Source organism: Sporofaciens sp. JLR.KK001, assembly GCF_036941055.1.
In the GTDB taxonomy this organism is placed as follows: Bacteria; Bacillota; Clostridia; order Lachnospirales; family Lachnospiraceae; genus Sporofaciens.
In genome coordinates, this window is the sequence record NZ_JAYMNO010000001.1 from 4,576,863 (window position 1) to 4,601,360 (window position 24,498).

General features: G+C 40.5%; 32 protein-coding genes. 2 read left to right on the forward strand and 30 right to left on the reverse strand.

Annotated elements, in window-relative coordinates; translation table 11 throughout:
* Positions 1-117: 117 nt before the first annotated feature.
* From VSQ62_RS23280 to VSQ62_RS23370, 19 genes are all read right to left on the reverse strand, one after another.
* Positions 118-336 carry a hypothetical protein gene (locus VSQ62_RS23280; RefSeq protein WP_334637112.1) on the reverse strand — a complete coding sequence of 73 codons (219 nt, stop codon included), beginning with the start codon at positions 334-336 and terminating at the stop codon, positions 118-120.
* A gap of 45 nt (positions 337-381) precedes the next feature.
* Positions 382-1,428, reverse strand: a complete 1,047-nt coding sequence (locus VSQ62_RS23285) for an ATP-binding protein (RefSeq protein WP_334637113.1) — start codon at positions 1,426-1,428, stop codon at positions 382-384.
* Positions 1,421-2,422 carry a hypothetical protein gene (locus tag VSQ62_RS23290; RefSeq protein ID WP_334637114.1) on the reverse strand — a complete coding sequence of 334 codons (1,002 nt, stop codon included), beginning with the start codon at positions 2,420-2,422 and terminating at the stop codon, positions 1,421-1,423. The genes VSQ62_RS23285 and VSQ62_RS23290 overlap by 8 nt, the downstream gene beginning before the upstream one ends.
* Before the next feature lie 8 nt (positions 2,423-2,430).
* Positions 2,431-3,159, reverse strand: a complete 729-nt coding sequence (locus VSQ62_RS23295) for a hypothetical protein (RefSeq protein WP_334637116.1) — start codon at positions 3,157-3,159, stop codon at positions 2,431-2,433.
* Positions 3,160-3,366: 207 nt separating this feature from the next.
* Positions 3,367-4,071 carry a hypothetical protein gene (locus VSQ62_RS23300; protein WP_334637117.1) on the reverse strand — a complete coding sequence of 235 codons (705 nt, stop codon included), beginning with the start codon at positions 4,069-4,071 and terminating at the stop codon, positions 3,367-3,369.
* Complete coding sequence (locus VSQ62_RS23305) at positions 4,068-4,688, reverse strand: hypothetical protein (protein WP_334637119.1); 621 nt, start codon at positions 4,686-4,688, stop codon at positions 4,068-4,070. The genes VSQ62_RS23300 and VSQ62_RS23305 overlap by 4 nt, the downstream gene beginning before the upstream one ends.
* 170 nt (positions 4,689-4,858) lie before the next feature.
* Positions 4,859-5,005, reverse strand: coding sequence for a DUF6718 family protein (locus tag VSQ62_RS23310; protein ID WP_334637758.1), 147 nt, complete (start codon positions 5,003-5,005; stop codon positions 4,859-4,861).
* Positions 5,006-5,271: 266 nt separating this feature from the next.
* Complete coding sequence (locus VSQ62_RS23315; RefSeq protein ID WP_334637120.1) at positions 5,272-5,898, reverse strand: recombinase family protein; 627 nt, start codon at positions 5,896-5,898, stop codon at positions 5,272-5,274.
* A gap of 46 nt (positions 5,899-5,944) precedes the next feature.
* The gene (locus VSQ62_RS23320; RefSeq protein WP_334637121.1) at positions 5,945-6,886 is read right to left on the reverse strand and encodes a DUF5688 family protein; all 942 of its coding nucleotides are present in this window, start codon (positions 6,884-6,886) and stop codon (positions 5,945-5,947) included.
* A 38-nt stretch (positions 6,887-6,924) separates the two neighbouring features.
* Positions 6,925-7,158: a hypothetical protein gene (locus VSQ62_RS23325; protein WP_334637122.1), complete on the reverse strand. Its 234-nt coding sequence runs from the start codon at positions 7,156-7,158 to the stop codon at positions 6,925-6,927.
* 51 nt (positions 7,159-7,209) lie between these two features.
* A complete protein-coding gene (locus tag VSQ62_RS23330; protein ID WP_334637123.1) occupies positions 7,210-8,166 on the reverse strand; it encodes a hypothetical protein in 957 nt (318 codons plus the stop codon).
* A 177-nt stretch (positions 8,167-8,343) separates the two neighbouring features.
* A complete protein-coding gene (locus VSQ62_RS23335) occupies positions 8,344-8,772 on the reverse strand; it encodes a type II toxin-antitoxin system VapC family toxin (protein ID WP_334637124.1) in 429 nt (142 codons plus the stop codon).
* On the reverse strand, positions 8,759-8,983 hold the full coding sequence (locus VSQ62_RS23340; RefSeq protein ID WP_288175533.1) for a hypothetical protein: 225 nt from the start codon (positions 8,981-8,983) through the stop codon (positions 8,759-8,761). Before VSQ62_RS23340 ends, VSQ62_RS23335 begins: the two co-directional genes overlap by 14 nt.
* A 164-nt stretch (positions 8,984-9,147) precedes the next feature.
* On the reverse strand, positions 9,148-10,074 hold the full coding sequence (locus tag VSQ62_RS23345; protein WP_334637126.1) for a YqaJ viral recombinase family nuclease: 927 nt from the start codon (positions 10,072-10,074) through the stop codon (positions 9,148-9,150).
* Positions 10,071-10,415, reverse strand: a complete 345-nt coding sequence (locus VSQ62_RS23350; protein ID WP_334637128.1) for a DUF3848 domain-containing protein — start codon at positions 10,413-10,415, stop codon at positions 10,071-10,073. Before VSQ62_RS23350 ends, VSQ62_RS23345 begins: the two co-directional genes overlap by 4 nt.
* A 26-nt stretch (positions 10,416-10,441) precedes the next feature.
* Positions 10,442-11,374: a DUF932 domain-containing protein gene (locus tag VSQ62_RS23355; RefSeq protein WP_334637129.1), complete on the reverse strand. Its 933-nt coding sequence runs from the start codon at positions 11,372-11,374 to the stop codon at positions 10,442-10,444.
* Between the two features lie 476 nt (positions 11,375-11,850).
* A complete protein-coding gene (locus VSQ62_RS23360; protein ID WP_334637130.1) occupies positions 11,851-12,285 on the reverse strand; it encodes a type II toxin-antitoxin system VapC family toxin in 435 nt (144 codons plus the stop codon).
* A complete protein-coding gene (locus tag VSQ62_RS23365; RefSeq protein ID WP_334637131.1) occupies positions 12,263-12,502 on the reverse strand; it encodes a UDP-N-acetylenolpyruvoylglucosamine reductase in 240 nt (79 codons plus the stop codon). The genes VSQ62_RS23360 and VSQ62_RS23365 overlap by 23 nt, the downstream gene beginning before the upstream one ends.
* Before the next feature lie 170 nt (positions 12,503-12,672).
* On the reverse strand, positions 12,673-16,035 hold the full coding sequence (locus tag VSQ62_RS23370) for a hypothetical protein (RefSeq protein WP_334637133.1): 3,363 nt from the start codon (positions 16,033-16,035) through the stop codon (positions 12,673-12,675).
* A 241-nt stretch (positions 16,036-16,276) separates the two neighbouring features.
* On the opposite strand from VSQ62_RS23370, the gene VSQ62_RS23375 reads away from it, so the two are divergent.
* A complete protein-coding gene (locus VSQ62_RS23375) occupies positions 16,277-16,555 on the forward strand; it encodes a helix-turn-helix domain-containing protein (RefSeq protein WP_334637134.1) in 279 nt (92 codons plus the stop codon).
* A 4-nt stretch (positions 16,556-16,559) separates the two neighbouring features.
* Here the strand turns inward: VSQ62_RS23375 and VSQ62_RS23380 are convergent, their stop codons facing one another.
* The 11 genes from VSQ62_RS23380 to VSQ62_RS23430 form a co-directional block, all read right to left on the reverse strand.
* Complete coding sequence (locus tag VSQ62_RS23380) at positions 16,560-16,766, reverse strand: hypothetical protein (protein WP_334637135.1); 207 nt, start codon at positions 16,764-16,766, stop codon at positions 16,560-16,562.
* Positions 16,767-16,909: 143 nt separating this feature from the next.
* Complete coding sequence (locus VSQ62_RS23385) at positions 16,910-17,380, reverse strand: JAB domain-containing protein (protein WP_334637137.1); 471 nt, start codon at positions 17,378-17,380, stop codon at positions 16,910-16,912.
* The gene (locus VSQ62_RS23390; RefSeq protein WP_334637760.1) at positions 17,380-17,661 is read right to left on the reverse strand and encodes an LPD28 domain-containing protein; all 282 of its coding nucleotides are present in this window, start codon (positions 17,659-17,661) and stop codon (positions 17,380-17,382) included. Before VSQ62_RS23390 ends, VSQ62_RS23385 begins: the two co-directional genes overlap by 1 nt.
* Positions 17,662-17,736: 75 nt before the next feature.
* Positions 17,737-18,273 carry a sigma-70 family RNA polymerase sigma factor gene (locus VSQ62_RS23395; RefSeq protein WP_334637138.1) on the reverse strand — a complete coding sequence of 179 codons (537 nt, stop codon included), beginning with the start codon at positions 18,271-18,273 and terminating at the stop codon, positions 17,737-17,739.
* Between the two features lie 238 nt (positions 18,274-18,511).
* Complete coding sequence (locus tag VSQ62_RS23400; RefSeq protein ID WP_334637141.1) at positions 18,512-19,636, reverse strand: ParB/RepB/Spo0J family partition protein; 1,125 nt, start codon at positions 19,634-19,636, stop codon at positions 18,512-18,514.
* 6 nt (positions 19,637-19,642) lie between these two features.
* Positions 19,643-20,458, reverse strand: a complete 816-nt coding sequence (locus VSQ62_RS23405) for a ParA family protein (protein WP_334637142.1) — start codon at positions 20,456-20,458, stop codon at positions 19,643-19,645.
* Positions 20,459-20,569: 111 nt separating this feature from the next.
* Positions 20,570-21,424: a hypothetical protein gene (locus VSQ62_RS23410; RefSeq protein ID WP_334637143.1), complete on the reverse strand. Its 855-nt coding sequence runs from the start codon at positions 21,422-21,424 to the stop codon at positions 20,570-20,572.
* 345 nt (positions 21,425-21,769) lie between these two features.
* Positions 21,770-22,324, reverse strand: a complete 555-nt coding sequence (locus VSQ62_RS23415) for a hypothetical protein (RefSeq protein WP_334637144.1) — start codon at positions 22,322-22,324, stop codon at positions 21,770-21,772.
* A gap of 92 nt (positions 22,325-22,416) precedes the next feature.
* Positions 22,417-22,587: a hypothetical protein gene (locus VSQ62_RS23420; RefSeq protein ID WP_334637145.1), complete on the reverse strand. Its 171-nt coding sequence runs from the start codon at positions 22,585-22,587 to the stop codon at positions 22,417-22,419.
* A gap of 233 nt (positions 22,588-22,820) precedes the next feature.
* A complete protein-coding gene (locus VSQ62_RS23425) occupies positions 22,821-23,294 on the reverse strand; it encodes a relaxase/mobilization nuclease domain-containing protein (RefSeq protein WP_334637146.1) in 474 nt (157 codons plus the stop codon).
* Positions 23,276-23,554 (reverse strand): plasmid mobilization protein, encoded by a 279-nt coding sequence (locus VSQ62_RS23430; RefSeq protein ID WP_334637147.1) that lies wholly within the window; start codon positions 23,552-23,554, stop codon positions 23,276-23,278. The genes VSQ62_RS23425 and VSQ62_RS23430 overlap by 19 nt, the downstream gene beginning before the upstream one ends.
* A 291-nt stretch (positions 23,555-23,845) precedes the next feature.
* Between VSQ62_RS23430 and VSQ62_RS23435 the strand changes: the two genes are divergently transcribed.
* On the forward strand, positions 23,846-24,064 hold the full coding sequence (locus VSQ62_RS23435) for a helix-turn-helix domain-containing protein (RefSeq protein ID WP_334637148.1): 219 nt from the start codon (positions 23,846-23,848) through the stop codon (positions 24,062-24,064).
* The last annotated feature ends 434 nt before the right edge of the window (positions 24,065-24,498 follow it).

The window sequence follows — 24,498 nt, forward strand, 5'->3', positions numbered from 1 at the left end:
TCAGACCTTTCCAATTAAATAATAGCGTTCTGTTACGACCCCATTATATAATGTAGCGAAAAAAAAGACAAGCTATTTTCTGATACCTTTGCTTTTTCCATGCAAGCAAGAGAACCGCTAGCTTACGCAGCGGTTCTCTCCTTCTCCTTCTTCTTTTTCCTTGTCTCCCTTGGAGGCACTTTGATTTAAAACCTGCTCCACTCTCCCCGTGTTAGCAGCAACGAAAATCTGCACTATGTAATCTGCCGTCGCCTCTGGGGTGTTTGGATTGTGGAATCTAAAATTTAATTTATTTTTTTTACTGATTGTCTCCGCCTCCCTTGCTATCTCTTTCAACTGGTTTCTCTAACCTATGCCATCTCATGGCTTTTTAGCACTGTTTTATGGAAATGCCTTAATTATGAGCGGTGTATCCAGAACCCTGTTTCGGTTATCCAAGCGGTAATGCCCCTTTAATAGCGCCTCTCCTTTTTTTAATCCCGCCAGCTCCCTTTCCCATATCCGAGGATTCATTGGAGCAATCAGCCTTGCCGAATATCTGCGGTCCTCCGGAGTCGGACGGAAGATAATCTTCGTACCTGCCTGATGAAGCGCACTTTTCTCATCCTCACCATAATGGCTGATATATTGTGTGCTGAGAACAAGGGACAATCCTTTTTTCCTGCCTTCATGCAGCATGGAATTCAGTGTGCTGCCTTCTTTCACAGATAAAAACTGCATTTCATCAAGCACCAGAATCTCATACCGACTTTTTGCTTTGGGGCGATATGCTTCTCTCCATAACAGCGATACTATTAATCTTGTCAAAAACCGTCTCTGACCTTCAGGATAACAACTAATATCAATGATAGTAAGGGGTTCATCCATATCTATTTGCGCCTCTTGATTTCTTATTACAAAGTTGTCGATATCTTCATAGGGAAACAATCTCGTCAACAAATGCTGTAGATTCTCCGCTATTCTGCCAGTGTTTTCATTTATTTGTTCTTCCAGAAGCATTTCCTCGATAATCCTCAGCAAACGCGAAATACAAATATCGTTTTCAGATTCCAAAGTACGCCTAACAGCTTCTTCCAGTAACTTTTTCTGATAATAACTGCCGCAATTCAAAACTTCCCCCAAAGCGTCTGCGACATTTTTTATGCACAATTCTATGCTGTCGGCGCAAAATGTCCATTGAAACAGTTCCTCGGCTAAGTTCAAGCGTTTGACCTTAGCGGGATATAAAAATTTCTTCTCCACCAATTCTTTCTCCGTAAAACTTCCGGAATAATCCAGAATCAAGATTTTCTTCTCTTGTTCACAATAGCCTTCCAACTCCCGCATAAGGAAGAAGGTCTTCCCTTGACCAGAATTACCATAAACCAATTTGTGGCCATTCGCTTCCCCTATCAAATGAACCTCATGCCCCTCCTTATCCTTAATCATCGCCTTTTTCCTCCTTTCCTAAGTCAATGATATCTGCCATCCCTTGTCGCTCGAAGATTTTGCGTTTGATTTGTAACACTTCCATACGCTTCTCGCCACTTTTAATTTGCCGTGAATAACTTCGGTTATCGTCTGTAATCAAAAATTCTTTCCTGCGTAAATCTGCAAGCAATCGATTCCTCTCCTTCTGCAAACCATATCTGTTTAGAATCTGGTCAAATATCTTGGTCGGTATCCATATATCCTCATCCGTGTAGCCAATGAACCCCTCAAAATTCTCCCCCCGACGTTTTTCTTTAACCGGAAAATCTGAGATTCCCTGCCGTATTACTGTCACAAAATCGTCAATAATATCGTCGTTCAATATCAACATTTCCTGTAAAAGCTTTTCCCAATCTATTTCTTTGGGGATATCTGCTGATGATTTCAAATCAACGCCATATGAGGACCAAAAATCCTCAAAAACTTCGAAAGCACCTTGAAGCCATGTGTACTCCGCACCAGTCTGCTTAACCATATCCAATATCTCTTTTACACGCTCAAGATTTCGCTCACAATATTTCACAAAAATATAAATCATAGCGCCAATGATATCCACCTCAGGATCTAGTGCAGATAATTTCAGCGAATTCTTGTCCAAAAATAAATTAACGGCATAGCGGCTCCGTGATAACTGTCCGGAAAAAACAACTACCGGAACACTAACTTCAAAACCATCTTCCGTGATAATTTCCCGCTTCACAATGCGTTCAGCAAAGCTACGGCATTTTCGTTCAAGATTTTTTTGCATATAATCTGAACGAACTCCATCTGAACGTGCGTCAAGAATCAACACTTCATCCTTCGCCGTAAGGATTTCTTCCTCTCTTGGTTCATAGGCTTTAAGCTTATTACGCCCAAATACTTGCAAAAAATCACATAAATCCCTCGATTTGATATCATCTAAAAAGACGACAGACAAATAATATTCTTGAGTGCATCCATTCTTTTTCATTATACTGCTCAAGATTCCATGAATCGGATAAAGCATGAATAGCAGACGATACCTCCAATCCTTAATTTGCCGAATTTTTGCAAAATATAAGCTGGTGTCAAAATCCTCGCTTGCATATTCCAATAAATTTTTTTCTGTACCGGCAGTTCTGGAATCCCTTCTTCCTCTCGAAACATAAATCTTTCCGCCGACAAAAACCTTCCGTTCCACCATCCCCCCAATGCAGGAATTTCCATCGTTTTTTTGCTTTGTGCAATTAACGGCGTAAAAAAATCATTCAATAATTCCTTAACCCTGGCACTCCTAAATTTGGTGTTGAACACTACGCCATTTTTGAGCATTCCATCAAAGATGACGGAACCATTTACCTTTCCCTTTCTTCCAATAATCCAGAAATCGTCGGTTTTAAAATAAATTCCGATGTGCTTGGGTTTTTCATCCAGACCTCGAAACTTAATTTTATTTACAACAAAATCCGGAAATAGATTCAATGTCAAATCCACAATCTCTTGTGTACCATCATCAAAATTCTTTACGACTCCAAACCGGTCATTTTGAGCAACGATAAACGAATTCAACACTTTTCGACGCCGCTTTCTATTCTTGCCAATTTCTTGGTCAATACGCACATTCAACGCTTGTAATGAATTTGCCACCAGCATGTTTCCCTCTTGAATCCCCTGCGCAATCATTGCCATATCATTCTGATTCGCTAATCCGTCAAAACATGATTTCATATGCTTATTTCCTCCTTCATTTTATGTACGTATTATACCGCAGATAAAAAATGACGAAAATGAGGAGCTTTTGATATGACAAATTATTTTTTCCCCCTCCCCCAGTCTGCCCCAAATAAACAGCCCGTCCTATAAGAGTTAGATAACATCATTTATTCAGTCTTTCGTATCAAATATTATTTGTCTGAACATAGGAAAAGTGCCGTCCTAACAGGACGGCACCCCTTCTTCTCTTTCACATAAAATAATCTTTTGAATTAACTCATAGATATTATCATTTTCAATATTCTGGGGTAAATCTTTCAATAAATAATATCCTTCCGAACAAAACAAATACTCTGCTATCAATACTTTACAGTTTTCTTCAACCTCCTTTATAAAAATTTTCTTCCTTTTCTCATCATCTCCTTGCTCCAACACATTCTTCTTTAACCATCCCATCGTCTCCACATATACAGGCATTCTCTTATTCAATATTTCTCTGTATAAATAATATAATCGTTCTCCACACCCCAATTTACTGTTCGCAAATTTTAACTCATATATCATTTTCATTTTCTGAATCAATAAACAGCGAGTATATATGCCCTTTACTTTCATAACTTCCAAAATGATTTTTTTTATTATTTCATAATACTCCCTCTTGATATCCTCAAAACATATATCTTTCAAAATTGGTTCAAAAAAAGAATAAAACATTATTGCAAGATTTAGTCCAAATAAATATTCACATAACCAAATTTCTTCTATTCTATTAATCGAAACATAATCTGAATCAAAAAGTGATTTCATTTTGTTGTAACTATATTTTTCAGTATTAATTTTTTTTACCTTTGTAAAAATTTGCCGAACTTCACGGGATAAATAATATAATCTTGAAACATTGGGAGCAAAATTTTGTATTCCTGTCACATCATAATATGCTTTCCCTTCACTATTTTTTTCTCATTTATCTTTTCTCTAATCACAAAAGGTTTAACCTTGTCTGGTTTTCCTTTAAGATATTTTTTGCATTCTTTTCTTTTTTCACGTATTTCAACTTTCTGCTCTGATGTCCACTCCTTTTCCGTCAACGCTATATAACTCTCCTTATTCTGTTTATATAGCAATGAATAATAAATATGTAAATATATATCTAAGTTTACTAATTTTGATGAAAAACTATGATCCAAAATATCAAAATACATGTCACTCTCTAATTCTGCATACTCTCTATTATCTACATTAAAAAGCAACTTCTGAATTTCAGCTTCACATTCTGGAAATGTAAATAACATTTCTTTCTCTGATTCTTTACCTTCTACAAAACCATTATATAAACTTTGCTCTGTGGGTTCATAATTTATACCCACACTACATTTTAAATCTTCCGGAGACTTGTCATCCTCTGTTTCTTCATTTTTTACGGAATCAGATAACACATGATTCTCTGCATACTCAAGTGCCTTAAATGGAAATATTCTAATATATGGGCAGAAGTTTGGTTTACTATCGCTCAATTCTTTCTCTACAATACAATACCGTTCCATTTCATTAGCCTTCTTTCGTAAATACCAAATACTCCACTTTTAAAAAAATCATCTATCACCTATCAATTATAACAGCTATTTTAAAGCTTATCCACGCTAATTTTTTTTATTGGAGTATTTTTCCAAAATATACTTCATCTAACTACTTAAACCTCTGTCAATATAACCGACTATACTACCAGATTCAAATTTCCAGCCTGATTCATAAATTCTCTGAGGGCTTCCAATGTATTCGGGATATTTCTTGCTTCATTCATATTTTTACATTTATATGCAATACATCCTTCTTCATCAAACTTTTTGCCAATATATAGAATGGATTATCATCTCTTATCACTTCATTCACTCTCCCTTATAATCTATCCTTTTCACATTGAATTGCTTCTTCCATTACGATAATGCCGAGTCTATATTTCTAATGCAACTGATTCTAATTATATCTTAGATTATCATAAATTTTGGAAAAATAGAAGGGTATAAAACTAAAATATCCATCCCAAAACCTCTACCTTTAGGGACTGGTCAACCCAGCCTCGGATTGACCTCCCTAAAAGTCCATTTCTATTTTTGGAACATATCCCTGTCATTCTACACCTTTTGGAACAGCACATTCTTCATACTGGTTCACCAGCCGATAAAAACTGGTTTTTGCCATCCGAAGCATTTTCATGGCAGATTTCGCGCTAATCTGCCCCGCTCTCCATCTGGCATAGACCTCCGGGAACTCCTCCGGCACCTGCAGTCTTGGTCTTCCAAGATGTTTCCCCTTTTTCTGCGCCGCCTCGATTCCCTCACGCTGTCTCTTTTTAATCAAAAGCCTTTCCTGTTCTGCCATAGACGCAAGCACTTCGATGAGTATATGATTTATCATCTCCACAATCCACTCCTGCCCTTCCGGCACTTCCACCAGTGACGTGGGCAAATCCAAAACCTTTAACCGTATCCCATGATCTTGAAACCACTGTAATTCTCTCCGTATATCCGCCTTGCTTCTGCTCAGGCGGTCTAAAGATGTAATAATAAGCGTATCTCCTGCACGTAATCCCAATGTTCCTTTCAACGCCTGATATGCCGAACGTTCCAAGTCCCTTCCGCTTGCCTTGTCCATCAAGATATTCTCCGGTAAAACAAACTGCTTCAAACGGTCAATCTGACGGTCAAGATTCTGTTCTTTTGAACTGACCCTGGCATATCCAAATACTCTCTGCATAACTTTTCCCTTCCTATTACTCTTATTCTTTTTAGCTGCTATCCTGCTATGCTGCAACCTCAACTCTATCTTTATCCTTATTATAATAATAAACTGAATCCGACAGACATTCTTCCGGCTCTATCGTACCAGAGCAATGATTGATCTCGTAAACCATACTTTTTAAATTTTCTGCCGTAACCATATCATTTCCCTTTAGTATTAAAATTTCATGAACGGAACAGGGCAGGATATAAAAACCTCCGCCCTGCTCTTTCGCCAATCTCTGCAATAAATCCTTCCGCAGGATTGCCCTTGCCCCGTAATTCCGGCACGGATTTGTAACGACATATATCTTCCCGATTCCTTCCATTTCCATCCCTTTCATATCATTATGGAACATCTCTTCAATCTCAGCATCCTTCATTTCCGCCAGCGTATTTTCTATGGCAGCCTCTATCGTCTCTATCCGAAATATTTCTTCTTCCAGATTCTTCCTGGATGCTTCCCACAAAGTCTTTACATCTACGCCCCACAATTTCATACATTCCCTGCTGACTGGCAGCGTCGCCATCAGTCCTCTTTCCTCTTTTATAAAAACATAAAATACGATTGCCAAGTCCAAATATTCCCTATAAGGCATCCGCTTCAATCCTTCCTTATTCCAGTTCTTATTGATTACCCGCATATGAAGCCTGCCCTTTGCAGATTCCCAGGTTTTCGGGATATAACGCTCATCAACGAATGGAACCGTCTCACATGCCCGGATTACTTCTTTCATGCATTTTTCAAAATCTCTCGTATATTTATATCCTTCATACATATCCTCCGTATAAATCGTCGCTTGTACCATTGTCCTGAACGGCCGCACAATAACCGCCTCTTTGTCTGTGTCATTCGTTTTTTTCCCTTTGTCATAATATACCTCTCCCCTTCCAAGGAAATGCTCCTGCAGAGCCTCTTTTAATCTCTCTTTAAACTGCATATACTCCATCTGTTTTTTCTCCATTCTTTTCACTCCATCATCCATAATCATTTCTGTAGTCCCTAAGTTAACGCTTCGCACATAATTTTTGCAAAAACGCGGAATCCTGATACAAATCCCTGACGCTCCCCGATGGCACATGCCTGACACATCAGATTCGTAAATTCCTCATATGTAACCTTTTGGAAATCCACATCCTTGAACAAGGTCGTCAGTTCACTGCTTATCTCATGATCGTTCTTCTCCATCTCTTTTGTTTCCGCAAATATTTTATTATAGATATCTCCGATCAGCATTGCTTACTCCTTTCCTCTGTGAATACTTGTCTCCCTATTTCTGCTGTCAGGTTATGCTGCTTCTTTGGTTTTTGATTTTTTCAGCCCGCTTAACGCCTTCGTATAAATCTCCGGCGTCATCTGTTCCAGCTTATGGATCTTATATCTGGCTAATACATTCTCAATCGGAACTCCTGTGCGTTTTAACTCCTGCTCTAAAATAGCTTTCTGCATATCCGTAATCCTGTTTTCCTCTGACTTCTGACCAGCTTTCTGCAGGCTCCCCAATTCCTGACCGAATTTCTTCGAACTTCCCGTCTCCCGGCTGGGCTTCTCCTTGTATTCCGCTTCTTGTCCTTCATCTGGCTTACCTCCGGTATTCTGCTGGTTTCCTGTATCCTGCCTGTTTTTCTGTTTCGGCTTCATTTCAAACACTTTGAAGCCTTTTCCATTTACAATCACAAGGGCGTTGATTTCCCTCTGCTCATTGTAAGAAATAGACTGCACCGAAAATCGGTCGCTCGTTGTAAACTTGTTGTCTTTCTTCTGAATCGTAGCATGTCCCGCCCCAATCCAGATAAACGGCGCAGTATATAATTCCCTTCCCACGCCCCAGTTAAAGCAGGCACGTTTAAAGGAATCCGAAGCCTGCCCTTTCTCCTTCTCCGAATAACTGGTGGTTCCTACGTCCTGCTTGGAGATCCACTGGCATTTCTCACTGTCCCAGATTTCCACGGTGCAGTATAGGTTCCCGTCTATGATCTGATGAGTCCGTTTCCATCCAAAGGGCGTAAACGTCTCATCCAGAATCTTCTGGTCTACACGGGCGTCCTTAAATAAGAGAAGGCTCAAGCCCCTCTCATTGATGGTTGATACCCGACATTCAATCTCATCCGCCCTTAGTAAACGGACAAAGGCTTTCTCACAGCCTAACTTGTCAACTGCTTCTTTCTGTCCCATCTCATTCCCAGACTCCTTCTTTCTGAGACTTGACGCTCTCTTTGCTAATTCTTCCTTAATATCTGACATTTCTTACCTCCACAACTGCAGCATCTTCCCTATGGTATTCTGACATTCAAAAAGGAGAGGCATTTTCATCCTCTCCCTAACATGCTGTATTCAAAAAATGTTTACTTGCCACATTCTTCTAACATAAGTATCTTCACAGGCTAACCCCTGCACATCTGCACAGTCTGCAATAAATTTTTATAATCTCCATTCTTCCACCGTCACGCAGCGTATTTCTTTGAACTGCTTTAACTGCTTATCATTCGTCAAGAAGATATCACACCCTTGGATACATGCACTTGCAAGCTGTAATGCGTCCATCGCTTTAAAATATCCATACTCAGCCCTAATCATGGAAGCCTTTTTCGCAATTTCCATATTGACGGAATACAACGGGATATCACAATCCGACACAAATTCAAAAAAAGCCTCTGCCTTTTCATAGTTGTTATTCCTATATGGGAAGGTAAGATATTCCATACAAGTAATGACAGAGGTTGCCAGCCCTTTTCCATTCCCTAATATTTCTTCCAGAATGCTTTTGGCTTTTTCTCCAAAATTCACATCATTATCGAGGAAATAAATGATTGGTGCTGTATCTAAAAATACTTTTCTATAACCTGTCATAATCCCGTAACTCCCTTATCGCTTCCTGTGCGTCTGACTGGAAAAGTTTTTCTCCCCTCCCCATGTATTTCTTTAAGTCAACCTGTTTCTTCTGCTGTTCAAACTGGAAATCAAGAATCGTTACAATCACGTCTTTTCCATCATATTTTTTTATATCTTCATCTTTGATAACTACAGTATTGCCTTGTATCGTTCCCTTTACTGCCAACATGATTTTCACCTCTGCCTTTATAGTTCCGTTTATCGCTGTAATATGATTATAACCTATTTTTTATTCCTTGTATATTGCCTTTCTCGGTATTCTCTATATTCGTTTCCAAAATATTGACAGCTTTCTCCTCTTTACGCCACGTATAATCATTCCTATCTGGCTGATTATGCCGCCTTCACCGTAAGCCTCCGGCTATGAATCGTTTTCTGGTACTCTGCATAGACCTCCGGCTTCTCTGCTTTCAGACGCTTCTCGTCGATCCTCTGGCTGTCTACCGCCTTCCATGATACCCGGTACTTCTCGTTCTCCGCTAATTCCGCCTCCCCAAGATATAGCTTCAATTCCTGCTCGATCCGCTTCTTCTCCGTCTCCATCTCTGCCATGATTTCCGCTAATTCCTGCCGGCGTTCTAATTTCTCATTGAAGCCGTTTAACGGGATAGTCTTATCTATGGATCTCTTGAAGTATTCCGCAATCACGCTGTCTGCCAGTTTAGAACCATCAGGACTGGGTAATACTCGCTTCAATACATGGTTCTCCCAGAAGTCCTTCTCAATCTTTACCAAATCGGCAAGCATTTTTTCATCCCTCTCCAAACGGTAAAACTTAAAATCCCTTCCATATATCAGGACAGCGATATACCAAGCCTTAGCATTGCAAACGGACATATAGTGACAACACTGAATCTGGTAAGACAGCGGAATCCTGCCATCCTTCCATTTATCCTCCATATACGGGCTTGCCGTCTTACATTCCAGCCCTGCGTTCTCCCCAACCACCATCCGGTCTACATCCGCAAGCATAAAGGGATTTTCTTCATCGTAAAACATTGCGTTGGCTCTGCGTACCTTCTTTCCCGTTGCCTCTGTGAATCTCCTTGCTACATAATCCTCAAATTCCCGCCCTTGGCGCATTGCTTCATTGTCGATTTCTTCGGTTTCATCCGTGGTCTTATCCTGATACACCTGGAGGGCTGTGCGGTAGGGGTTGAACCCGCATACCGCCCCTGCGTCAGAACCTCCAATCCCCTGTTTCCGGTACTTTAACCATTCCGTTTTCTCCATATTCAATGTGGATACTAATTTCTTCATACGATGTTCTCCTCCTTCATATCCCTGTAATCTCTCCTGAGTTTTGCCAGTTCCTTATCTAAGCAATATCGGATATCGGCGGTGTAGGAATCCTCATACTTCAGCCACTCCCCGTAAAGGAAGGTCAGGATATCCGGAATCATCAACGCCGCCTCTAATGTTTCGGCTGATAACCTGCCGCTCATTTCTGCCAACAGCTCATAAATGCTGATAATGCTGTCAATCTGATAAGCCGCTTCATAGATGGCTTCCTTTTCCTTCTTAAGAATCTCATACCGGAAGATTGCTAATTCCCCGCTAAGTTTCAAGCAGAAGGCTTGTTCCAACTGTTTCCTGTACATATCTTTCTCTGCTTCTCCCAATCCTGTTACGCCGCGCTTACCATCTGGTACGCCTTGTCAATCATCGGATTCCCATCTACGGTGCGGGAAAACAGGTTCTCCTTATAATTCGCCGTCCTGCGCAGCGGTTCCGCATGGGTAGCAAAATCAGATACCGCATTGACAAAGCGGTAGGCATTTTTCCCTACCTCCTGTAAATCCGGGGCATCAAAATAGCGGATTTTCATATCCTCCCGTAAACGCTTCATATTCTTCTCCTGCTGAGGCGTGGAACCATCCTCAATCGGCAGTAAGATCTCAATATATTCCATGACCTGCTTGTCCGTCAGCTTCCTCATGCGGAGCGCTTCAAACTCTTTCCCCAGTTCGTCCATATATTTTTCTGCCAGGAAAAGGGTATCCTTTGCCTCCTGCATTTTCTCCCTGATATCCCCGGTGTGGATCATAGACCATGAACGTTTCGCTCTTGCCAACGCCAGATTTAAAGTGTTCTGGCACACCACCCGAATCGGTGTCAGCGCAACCTTAATCGCACCAGAGCCATCGTGAGTGTTGGAAAACAAAAGATAGGGGCTGATTCTCTCGCCGGATATGATGTACTCATGGGGCATATGGGCAAGCAGCCATACTTTCCTGCCACCCTGCAAGCTCCCGGCTGTCTCGTATTTCACGCCCGCCCCTAATAATTCGTCCGTAAACGCAAAGGCTTCGTCATTCTGAATCACCCGGTAACGGTCTGTGACAACGCCAAGCACCTTGCGGTCAGAATCCCGCACATTCGCCTTGTAGCCGTCAACCAGTTCTTCCATAGCTGTATAAATCGGTTCCTGCATAACACGCCAGTTAAGTCCTGCCAACTGCAATGCGTCCTTGGAAGCAGGGGCTTCTAATACCTTCGTCCCTAACCCATGCCATGGGGTTTCCCTTACATAAAACATACTCTCAATATTTGCCGCCATAATCGGAATCTCCTTTCTCAATCAACCTTTGTTTTTTGTATTCTTTTCTACCTCTTGCCGGTTCTGGCAGTAGTCCAGTCCCATTAAATTTGACTGTCGCCAGTTTCCGGCAACTTTCAGACTGTGCTTCTCATTAATCTTCTTCCGCTATAATCTCTGCCAGCTTGACGCCGCACCCAATAATAAATAATGCAATCTCAATGCCTTTCATCCTTCTGCCTCCTTTCCCCAACACCGCAGAACCATCCTAACGATTGCCCCTGCCAATGTTCTTTACTATAATGATAATCTCCCAGATATGCCATTCCTCCTGTCTGGGCATAACAAATGGCAGGAAGATGATTTCCTCCTGCCACTTCTCTGAATGGTTTCATGATAATAATATATAACTGAACCTTGCTACTTTTACTGATACTTCTGAAAACTACCACTAACAGAAATAGGGTGTCCAATTTGGTAACCCTTTCAATATACCTTCAATCTTTTTCACCGTTTTCTATCATTCTACATAATTTCTCCGGCCCAATACATGGGATATCGCTATTCTTAAAATCCGACAAATTTCTACTCACAATATAATCTGCATGAAAATTCTTTGCACATTCCATTTGCAGGCAATCCTCAAAATCTGCAAAATTATCATTTATAAGGGCATTTCGTAATTTATGGTTATCAATTCCTTCCACATAAAATATTTTACAAATATTCAACAAAATCTCTCTGCGTTCTTTTATGGTGAAATCCTTCCGCAATATATAAAAAATATTTGTGACTGAATGAGCTGCAATACAACCGGCGATTATCCTTTGCTGGCATGATTTTATAATTGTCCTTGCCTGCTCTCCATACGGCTCACGTTCTAACAAATAATCCAGAATAATATTCGTATCAACCAAGATTCGCACTCCCATATCTCTCCTCCCGATACTCCGCCAATTCGTTCTCATAATCCAAATCCGGCACTTTTTTTCGCATTTTCTCTAACTGTAAAAATGCGTCCTCACTCTGTCCCATATCATCATCCGCATAAAGACCTTTCAATCCCTGCATAATCTGTATAATAAAAATAACCTTATCTTCTGGAATCTGTTCTAATAATTTTACTGCCTCCTGCCTAATCTGGGTCATTTCAAATGCACTCCTTCCGAATTTGCTTGCTTTTCATTTCTGGATTTATTATACTATGATTCCCCATCAAATACAAACATTTCTAAAATACCAGGAAAGAAATGGCAGGAAGATAATCTCCCTGCCGTTCTTCATAAACCTAAACTCATTTGATACTTCACAGATTCGTATTATCCTCTATAAAATTTCTTCCTGCCAAATAATCCGCATACACCTAACGCAATCATCCCAAGTACCATCCAATATGCGATATTTGCCCCATCTCCTGTCTTTGGACTCTGTTTCGGACTCACGCTCTGCTCTTTCTTCTGTGTCGGTGAAATCTCTGCCGGAACATCTGACTGGGACATCTCTTTATCTGACATCACAATCACGTAATCGGAAGCATGGGAAAATTCCAGACTTACATTTCCATCCGGCTGAATCTTTCCGGCGTTGATAAATACCATCTTTCCGTCGCTGTCATGGTAATACAGATTGCCGAACTGTCCTGAATGTTCATTCCCCATGTTCAGAGTCAATGAAGCCTTAAATCCAAAGTCTCCCTCATGCGCTAAGGAAAGCTGTCTGACCGGGTTGTCTCCTGCAAGTGCCTGTAATGTCTTGCTTGGGATATTCTTGGTATCCACTATTACTTGAAGATTAATATCTTTCAAACTATTTGCTTGAATATCCTTACCGTTAATCGTCCAGGTATATCCGCCCATATTTAACTGGATATCTACATCCCTTCCTTTAGCGGCTTCCAGTATCTCTTTTGAAATCACGGTCGCACCATCCATATCTATGCTGACAGAACCGCCGGATTCTATTGATTTAATAATCTTTATAGTATCATCAATCGTATCTTGCGAAATGGTTACTCCCGGCATCGAAATTGACGGATTGCTCGGCTGGCTCGGATTCTCTGGCTGACTTGGATTCTCTGGCTGGCTCGGATTCTCTGGCTGACTCGGATTCTCCGGCTGGCTTGGCTGTGTCGGCTGATCTGGTTCTTCGGAAGCCTTCGTTCCATATCCACAGAACGTCATACACTCTTCTACCGTAAACGTATCACCCGGCGGAGCAGAGGCAGTCCATACCACGTTTTCATAACCATCAAAGGACTTCCTACATGTAACTGTCTCGCCTTTTTCCACCACTTGGCAGATAATGGTTTCATATTCATAATACTCATCCCCATCCCATGCGGGGAGACTCATGGCTGGGTCTATTATATAACGCACTAAGCAATTTTCATATATTGCTTTCACATCAATATGTTTCCCTTGGGTCACTATAGCATTATCCCTAATACCTGTAATTTCCCATTCTTTAAAAATTAACCCTGGGTAAAATTCTGGTAATTTATTCTCGTTGAGAGTTTTAATCACATCTTTGCCAGTTGTTCCTTCATCTACAAACAAACCTCTTAGTGGATATTCATTACCTTTTTTGTCAAAGCAATCTCTATACTCTACTTCCAATACTATCTTGCCTGAAAATTTTGCACGAAGATTGAGGTCAGCGTAATCAGCAATACTGCCAAATGAAATTTTCTCCCATTGTTCAAACTTATATTCCTTTGTAATATCTTCAGGGATATATTCTTGTGCCCTTTTCATTATAGTGTCATCATTTTCTTCTTTTCCAAAAACTAATGGCACAGCTTTCCTGCTCCAATTACCCTCGGTATCAGCATAGGTATATTCTACTGTCATACAAGCCTTATCATAAACAGCATCTATAAAAACATAATCTGAATTATGATTTGTATTGAAAAGACTTTCATCCGTACAATTACAGCGCCAGCGCATTTGCCACTTTTGGAACACCATCCCTTTATATGATTCTTTCGGCGCAGCTACACCTTCAACCATTTCTCTTACTTCTCCACATGTCATATCTTCTGTAACTTCTATTTTCTGCTTCTGATAGGACACATTCCCATCTGCTTTGCGGTATTGGTAATATACAGGAACAAGTCTTTTATCATATTTTGCCCGAATAGACATGTGACTGGAATTTCCCAAAATCTGTGTATCTTCTGTGATAGGATCGCCATTATACTCTGTCCATCCAATCTGCGTAAATCCTGGATATTTTGATTTCATTTCTGGGAATGTTATGCCAATCTCCTTCAATGTCTGACGACGTTCAACTTTTTTTTGAACCTCCTGTACAGTTTCCCACTCTCCACTCTCATTTAATGCTCTAAAGCTAATGTTAATATCATAGGTTGGATTTACAAACGTATTACCATTCGTCACTTGAATATAATACGGATAATCTGCTTCTCTGGTAAATGCATAGCTATCTGCACTGTTATTTTCCGTATCCTTAATCCAAATGCTTTCTACATACCATTCACATGGATATGTATCCTTTGTAACTTCAAGAACGCCTTCATAAACCCCTTTCTCCTCATCATAATGCACATCTACCTTTTTTGATGAATTTGCAATATGTGAAACAGCCTGGAAATTCACATATCCATATTCATTCAACTTACCTTCGTCGCTAACAGCCCCTATTGTAATATTTACTTTATCTCCAGCAGAAAGCATTTCCCCGTTTTTGTCTAACGAAACTGACGTAATGACAGGTTTTGACTTTGTTACATTAGATTCGGTCTTTTTTACGATATACTTGCACTCTCCTATATCATCTATATTAAGGGATTCTTTCTTCCCTAACGAATCTTTCTTTACATAAATACCCTGTAGAGTCCATGTTCCGTCACTGTAATTAGATCCAACAGTATTGTTGCTTTTGAACCCTTTTTTATTATTCGGATTAACCGAAGAGAAATAAAACTCTCTGGTGCTTGTATATGTAGTATTTTTACATTGGAAACTTGCATATATAGACCCTTCTATCTCCTCTTCCGTTTCCAATGTCATCTCTAGTACACCATTTTCGTCAAGCGTTTGTCCATTTTGCTTTAACTCAAACTTTTTTATATGAATTTCCTGTGATTCTTGCTGTTCTACAGAAACCCAATATTTATAATCCCCCTCCTCATAACATGAATAATCTGTATAATTGCCTGCTTTATCTGTCACGCCGATAGAAAATATTCTTATTTCTTGTGCACTCGTATTTGGTAGCGCATATTCACATACATAGCATCCTTTTTCTGCATCATACGAACTTTCCATGGGCACAATATTACCTAAAAAACTTTCAGATACGATGCTCGCAGATACTTTCAATTCTCCTTCTTCTGTCTCCGTATCATATGCATACACATAAAGCCGAATGGTTTCATCCGCCTTTACAGTTGTTCCCTGCTGAGGAAACTCAACTTTTTCAATGACAGGCTTCGTCGTATCATACTGCTCATTACCTGCTGTTCCTGTTGCTTCTTCTGACTCTTGTGTCCCTTTTTCCTCATCTAAATCCTGATTAGTATCTGTACTTTCGACAACTTCTGTCTTTTTATCGTCCGTCGTCAATTCTTCTGCATAGACAGAAACAGGATTCGCCATTGTAGCCAACATAGCTAACAACAGCGTAAAAGTTAGAACTCCTTTTATTAATTTCCTTTTCATTCGCTATCTGCTCCTTTTCATTTCCATCATGATACATTCTTTCCCTGTAGTTAATACCTGCACTACTTCTCTTCTCTTTTCCTTCCGTTTCTCACACCCTTCCCACCTTTTCACATCTCCCCTTCCACTTGACTGCCAATTTTTTACATATTTTGACATCTTGCATTGTCCATTATATCAATACTTTAGTATTTTGTAAATATACTTCCTTTAGAGTAGCCTATGAAAAAGGAGCTTTCTTATGTTTGGTGATATGATTAAAAATTTACGGCAGTCCCGAAGCCTCAACCAAGTCCAGCTTGCGGTTTCGCTCAACGTCTCAAAACAGACGGTTTCCAACTGGGAGAATAATAATATTCTCCCTTCCATAGAAATGCTGGTCAAGATTTCACAGTTCTTTTCCGTAAGTACCGACTACCTGCTGGAACTGGACAGCCGGAGTTACATTGAAGTGACCGGCCTTACCGATGTACAGTTAGCCCATGTTCGCCAGATTATTGATGATATCAAGGGGATATAAGCGGTTATTTTTTCGCACGCCCATTTTCCAACACTTCTATGGCATACTCATATCCCCTCATAAACGCCTTATCCTGCGCCTTGGCTATCATATCCGCCAATGCCTTTTGAATTGCCCGCTGTTCTTTTACCGGAAAGGATTGCGTCACCCTCACGATTTCTTGATACATATCATGTTCTAAATTTCCTATCCATTCTTCCTGTTCCTTCACGCTATCTCCTCCTCGTACCAAAAGCTCTTTTATGTTCTGCTAAACACATTATAAAGTAATTACGGCATATCCGACGAAAAACGACAAAGATAGTAACTTTTCGTCAAAAAGATATAATATGGAATCATCCGGCACAATATGACTCATACCTCTTTTCCCTCTGCCAGCAATCCCTCTGTCTGAAAACTAAAATATCCGTCCCCTACAATGATATGGTCCATCAACGGTATCCCAAGGATTTTTCCCGCCTTTTCTATCCTTTTCGATATCTCCATATCTTCACTACTTGGCACACATCTTCCCGACGTATGGTTATGCACCATCACAATCCCCGCTGCATTTGCCAGAATCGCATGTTTGAAGATTTCCCTCGGCTCTGCCAGCGCCGCATTCACCGTCCCAATGGACACCACCTCGATTGCCGTCAGCTTTCCTGCGTTATCCATAGACAGCACCAGCAAATACTCCCTGTCTGCCTCTGCCAGAAACTTCCTTGTAAATGCCGCAACTTTCTCCGGCCCGTTAATTTCTTCCATCGCATACGGAAGCTCTCTTTCCCGAACCATCCTTACCCTTACAAACGGCACGTAATTTTTCACTTCTGCTTTTCCCACTATCCAATCCCCCTGACCTCCATATATTCTTCTAACGTAAAATTTCTTTCTCCGCTATAGTTCCAGTCATTTTCTTCAAGAAAACAGTACCCCTCCTTCTCCACTTGTTCCAGATTCCCCTGGACCAGTAAGGTTCCATAAAAATTAACCAGGATTCCCTTAGCAATCTCTACCGGATTTCCCCAGCCCTCATCGTCATGCCTAACCTCATAACAGGAAAACCCTTTCGGTACGGAATCCCTTGAAACTCTCAGGTCTGTGAAATAGCCTCCCTCCCCAATACTGTAACCTGTTCATAGCGAAGTTCATCTGCTTGATATCTCATTTTTGTTTCCTCCTATCTCACACAATTCCATCTAAATCAACGCCAATGCCCGAAACCTTTTTCTCATCCGAATCAGCCTTGCAGAAACTCCCCGCATGGTAATGTTGCAATGCTCTGCAATCTCCCGATAAGTATATCCTGCCGCCCTCATGCAGACAACCTCCTTCTCCTTTGCCGTCATATGGGACATCAACTGCTGTAACTGCACCCGATGTTCCAAATCCCTCGCAACGCAATTCATCTGCTCTGAAACCTGCTCTCTTGAAAACACATGGTCATAATCTTCATGATAGGTTCCCATAGGGGCATTTCGCTTCGGGCAGTTCCGGTAAATATATTCATTAATCATACAATATTTCATCTTTCTCCACGCAATGGATGAAAATTTGTATTTGGACAGTTCCGGATTTTCCAGATACTCCTGGACTGCTTCCAGATATCCAAAGATTACCACGTCGTAAAACTCAGCCCGTTCCAAATGATTCTTCCATAGAAACCGTTCCACCAGCATATGGTGCTGTTCTGCAAATATCTTCTGTTTCTCTGTCAATGTACGCATATTTTTCATCTGTATTTCCTTCTCCCTTCCCAAACAGCAAAAACCGGGACATTTCTGCCCCGGCTTTGCCATTTCTTAATCTCACTATCTGTTTCTTCCTAATATTATAAGGTGTCCGAATCAGACACCAATACTATGAATCTTCTTACAATTTCCAGTTCTATCCGATATTCTAACGAAACACCGCACATTAAGTATGCTTCTTTTATAACATCCACACACGATCCGGCATACATCCATGCGTAAATTACTCTTCTCCCTGGCAGCGTATCATAATATCGTGAAGCAGATACAAATCTTCCTCACTTACACAATCCGCCTGATTCATAATCGCCCTTGTAAGAAACACCGCCCATTCAACATCCGTCCATTCTTCTTTCGAGGTGTCCGATTCGGACACCTTTTGCTTTGCGTCCGCCACCGTTTGCGGAATGACTGTCAGGCTTACCCTTTCCCTGCCCCACTCACGCAGTATCTCCTGATGGCGGTTTAATTTCTTGAACTGCCTTATGTTTCCGCCTCCTACAGCCTGTTTCGTTTCCTTTGTCTCCCTTTTACTTATCAAATCATCCTCTGGAATTTGTTTCCCATCCTGCGGCAGAGATTTCATTTCCTGCTTTTCCACCACCGAAAATCCTTTCTCTTTTCGATTATCCTTTCCATTCTGTTTCTTCATTACCCTCTCCGTTACCTCCTTCGCCTGAATACCGCCTTTTTCTGACGCCTGCCTTGCAATCTCCCTCTGTTCATCCAGCGGCAGTTTTGCCGCCTCATATGCGGCAGAAATCCCTATATTTCCCTTCTTAAATTCCTCGTCAATCTCCGAAGCCGCATGGTTGCTGATACATTCCATCCTCGCAATATTCGTACTGCTCTCATTCATCAGTTCCGCCACCACATCCCGCAGCTTTCCGGGTATCTTCAAGCCATCTTCCTTCTTCGCCCGTATCAGAGCCTCCTTGAGCCGCTTCGCCTGTTGGCTTTTCTCCCATCCGGTGAGTTCCCTGTTGTACGCATTTCCCATCAGAAGGGACAATTCCAACATAGCCGGCGTCATATCCCGGTACAGATATCTCACCTTCCCATACTCCTGATAGCCCCGTTCAAGGTTCTTGATATTCGCAAGGTTCCGCCTGTGTCCACTCACGATACGGAACTCCCCATTCACTCTCGCCAAGACCGTCGGCTGCTGCTGGCCCACCGCAAGAAAGCTGTCTGCAAGCTCTTCTATATTTTCCTGCGAATAAAAATTACTCTCCGAAGGCTTCACATCCCTGGGGTTCAGCCATATCTCCTTGTACGCATTCACTGTCTCTGAACCGGACTCCTTTTTTATAATGTCTATCAAATCGTTAATCCCAAATTTCGCCATACCCCATCATCTCCCTATCCCCGTATAACTGGTTACAAAATGCTTATAATCCTGCGCCGCACCACAGCATGGGCTGTACTCGTAGATTGGTTTCTTCACAAAAGAATTTTCTGCCACCTTTGCAGAATACCGAATCCTGCCAAGAACCTTATACTGCCTGTAATGCCTGCTTTCTGCATTATCCCATTCCTGCCTGAGCCATTCTAACCCTGCCGCTTCCCCGTCCGTATTCTGGTAAATCGTTATCAGCACACCTTTTAATGTCAAAGATGGATTCAGAGCCTTTGCGTCCTCAATCTGACCTGCTACAATATCCAGCCCTTCTAAGGAGTTTTCATCAATCTTCACAGGAACAATCACCTCATCCGTCATCCCAAGGGCATTGACCACATTGATCCCGATATCTGGAGGATTATCTATGATACAGTAATCATATCTTTCACAAATGCAATCTTCTGTCTGATTGTTGATACTGGCTTTTACAAAGCTCCGGTATCTCCCTGTCATATCACCCCCGCCATCTCGCACCAGATTCCAGGCAGCGCCAAACAATGACAAATTCGACGTGATAATATCTATCCCTTCATAATCTGTCGCCTGTATCATTTCCTCCGGATTCTGCCAATCACCACTGAGTATCCTTGCGGCAGGTGCGGCCTGTTCTGCCTCATACTGTTCAAATGCCTTGCTCAGGTTCCCCTGCTTGTCGTTATCCCACAATAAGACCCGGTTTCCCCTACGCCACAATTCATAAGCCATATTTACTGAAGTAAAGCTTTTCGCAACCCCTCCCTTTAAATTTAGCAAACTGATTGTTTTCATACCATTTCTCACCATCCTTGATTTATTTTGCTTAAATTTTACTTTTAGAAAATCTGCACATTAAAAAACGCTATCAGACTTACTCCGATAGCGTTAAAAGTAAATATAAAATTATATGCCAAATATCTTCTTCACATTTCTAACATCCTTCTCGCTACAGCCGACTTCCTCAGCAATCTGCCTATTGGTAAACTTTGGATTCTTTTTTACTTTCTGGAAAATCTCTCCCGATAAAATCATTCCTTGTTGCATTGCTTCTTCTTGCTTCACCTGTATATCTTCCTCATAGCTATACTCCGCAATCAACATATTTTCCACCTCGCTTCCTTTCCTCTTTAAATAATCTGCCAGAATCCCCTGTTCAATACATTCCTTGATTGCCTTTTTAATGGCGCTTTCTTCATACGAATACTTTCTTACGGTACTGATAAACTGGCTATATTCCTTTAGTATCCCACATTTATCCAGAATCTCATGCGCTTTATCGGAATTGATGTTAATGACCTTGACCTTTAATTCTACGGAATTTTCTCTTGCCGGATTCATAAATGCGTCTGACAAAGATAATACCCGTTCTAACGGCTGTTCCTTCTCGCCATTGTAAAATACATAAAACTCTGGGGTCGGTATCTTCACCAATGTCATCCTGTAGCGTGCCTTGCTGTCTACCAACTGCTCATATGCCCTTCCCACATACATCAGGCAGCGCAAGGGCATGTTTCTATTGATTGTACTCATATGTTCTCCGAAAACAAGCACCTGCCCATTCACCTCACAAGAAATGTCATTCTTGAAGTTCTTATATAAGACATCATCAATCTTTACCTTCCGAATGATCGTTTCATCCTCATAATTTGTATCATGCAACGCATTATATAAACTCAGCAGATTCTTCTTTGCCGTTTCATCCTGGTAAAAGAGGTCAACAAAAACACTGTCCTTGTGTTCCCGGTTCTCCTTCTCCATTGTCCTGCACCTGCCTTTCCTTTCTCTTTATACTACCATACTTTATTTGGGGTTTCAATTATCGGTTTTCATATCTTTATGGACGAATCATATACCATTACAATCCAATACTTTGACTGATTTTGTGCATGATACTATGACATAGGCATTTGGAATCAACTCTCAAAGATTCTAAAACAACATCAAGAGGGAATGTACTCACAATTCCCCTAAAATATCTATTATTCAATATCCTATGTTCCAAATCCATCTATCAACATTCTGATAGAAATCCAATTGTAATATTTTTATCCTTCCTACTAAAAAATTGTGTCCGATTCGGACACCCTAATCCATAGATATCTGTCATTCATCCTTGCACCTTGGCTTTTTCTTCGGTTTTTGAAACCGCTTCTCCTTCCGTGTCACATTGTCCCTTACCACTACCTGATGATACTTTTCCAGCATTTTGTCTTTTCTTTTCAAGGCTCTCTCCATACTGCCGCAGGAATATCCCCAGGGAAGCCTCTTGCCTTCATCATCTAACACATAAACATCCGCCCCTTCCCATGTGAAATCATCCAGATTCCCATTGACGTAAGCATGTTCTTCCACCACAAAATCCGCCAGAAGCCCAGCCATCTTGTGCATGGCTTTTTCATCCTCATATAACGTCTTAAATGTACCGAGACCATGCTGGCATTTTTCCCCTTTGTTAAAATACTCAATCCATAAATTCAGATAAATCCCCTCACTGCCTCCATAATTCAGATTGCTTCTCAACTCAAATTCATAAGTTGTGATTGGAACCGGGTTCCCATCCGCAAGGCTGTAATCCAGAATCTCCGGCAGCCTGCCCTTGTCTTTTAAAATATCAAGAATCTTACGGAATAATTCTTCCGTTGTCATAGGCTTTTTCATAATCTGAATTCCTCCCTCTCTATCTTTTCTGGCGGCACATAGACAAAAAGCCAGAACATTCTCTGCCCTAACTTTTTTCTAATATCATTCTCCTATTTCACATACATCCTGCCATCATCAAAGATTCTGTATGTAATCACGTCTCCACCCATACTGCCTGTCACTTCCACAAAATCCGGCGCCTCATAGCAATCCATGACATAATCCAGCCTCTCTAACGCCCTATCTTGTGCCCGATTCATCCTTTCTTGGTTTTTCGCCATCTTTTCTACCTCCGATAATAAATTTAAAATAGAATAATAAAGTTACTACGATAAGCACAAAAATACTGGACATCCCAGTCCAGCCCTTTTATTGATATCATTAGAATAATATGCAATTAAAGTCCCCAACCATAACAATTACAATATGCCGCATAAAGCAAGGAATATCCCGCCAACCGGGATATTCCCAATCATTACAATCACACATTACCCTACCTTCTCTTTAGTATCGGCTATTTCCCAAACCATTTACTTGAGATTTTCCTCTTTACAATAGGCTTTACATACTCTGTGATATCTTCGATAGGATAATAAGCCTTGTATTCACCATTCGTATATGCAACTGTGTTAATCGCCATATGGATATGTATATTTTGCGTATCATCATGTACGGCAAACATGACCTGCCTGTCATATCCCCAATATGCTGCTATCTCATACCCCATTTCCATTACTTCATCAACCGTAAAGCCCAGGCTTTTTTCAAAGGATATAAAAATGTGGAATACCTGCTTTCCTTCTTCTTTATGGTATATCCGCTTTACGGCCAAAAACTGGTTTACCATATCTTCCACATACAGCGGAAATACTCCCATGCCTCCTACCTGTTCAGGCTTATCCAGCCTACAGATATAGTCAATTACCCTACTTACCGCATCTTTATTTTTATAATCACCTTTGGGAATCCCTATTTCAAATGCTGCCATACCAAGCGTGCCTCCTGATTCAAAAAATCTTTATCTTCTTGTGCAATATCATATTTATTAAGAATCTTGTTTAATGATGTCGAATAATTGCACAGTTGTACTAATAGCTCTGTATTTTGAATTTTATTTTCTAATTTTTTCCTGATATGCTCACTGATACTTATATGATTATTGTTTGCTTCACTGTTAAGTCTGTCGTACTCATCTTCTGTTAATCTGACTGTCACTTTTTTGCCCTTTGTTCCTGTCCCTCTGGCCATTGTTCTGTTTCCTCCTTCGTTATCTGACATCTTTGACCAGGTAACGGACTGTCAGACATTTTTGTCTGTTATTGTCCGTTACCGTGGTAACCCTTTATTTAATTGTTATCTCTTTTATTTTTTTTTATTTCTGATTAAAATAATATTCCCATTCTTAAACTATCCCTAACTACCTCGAACTTTCCCTGACTATAATGAACTCTCAACTCTACACATCATCAATTCAAAGCTATAAAAATAGTCCATTGGAACATCATAATAAAATATCTAATCAAGAAGGAGACTTTAACAATGACAGGTATCTTAAAACCATATTTCTCTACAGATAATGAAGCAGAACCGGCATTAATGACCGTTAATGAATTGGCGGAATATTTAGGTATAGGAAGGAACAGAGCATATGAACTCTTGAATACCGGGGCTATCAAAGGTTTCCGGATTGGCTCAATCTGGAAAATAAGCAAGGTTGCCGTAGAGCAGTTTATTTATGAACAGTCTGGACTTATTTAATGACAAGGTATTAGTCAATAAAAATAATCTGACATACCTTTATATACCCAATCAAATTGAATCAAAAATCCTCAGAGACATACCGCTTCTGAGGATTCCTTTTACATAACTCTACATTTTTCTTCATATTTTTGTCTCTAAATGGTACAAAATTGGTACAATGGTACACTTTTTTCCACTTAAAAAACACTCTAAACCGCATAAAAACGGCATATTATTTCTCAATGGTTTTCATCGTCGGGAAAAGTTATCAAACTATTCCAACTTAGTTTTGCTCAAAAAAATACCCATCCATTTCACAATCAATTATCTACTGCACTTTTTATTATATTTATCTGCTAACTTTTCTGCTTTCTTCTGTGAAAATCGAGAATTCTTCATAAACATATATAAACATCCAATTCCCATCTTCATGCGTAGACAAACTGATATTA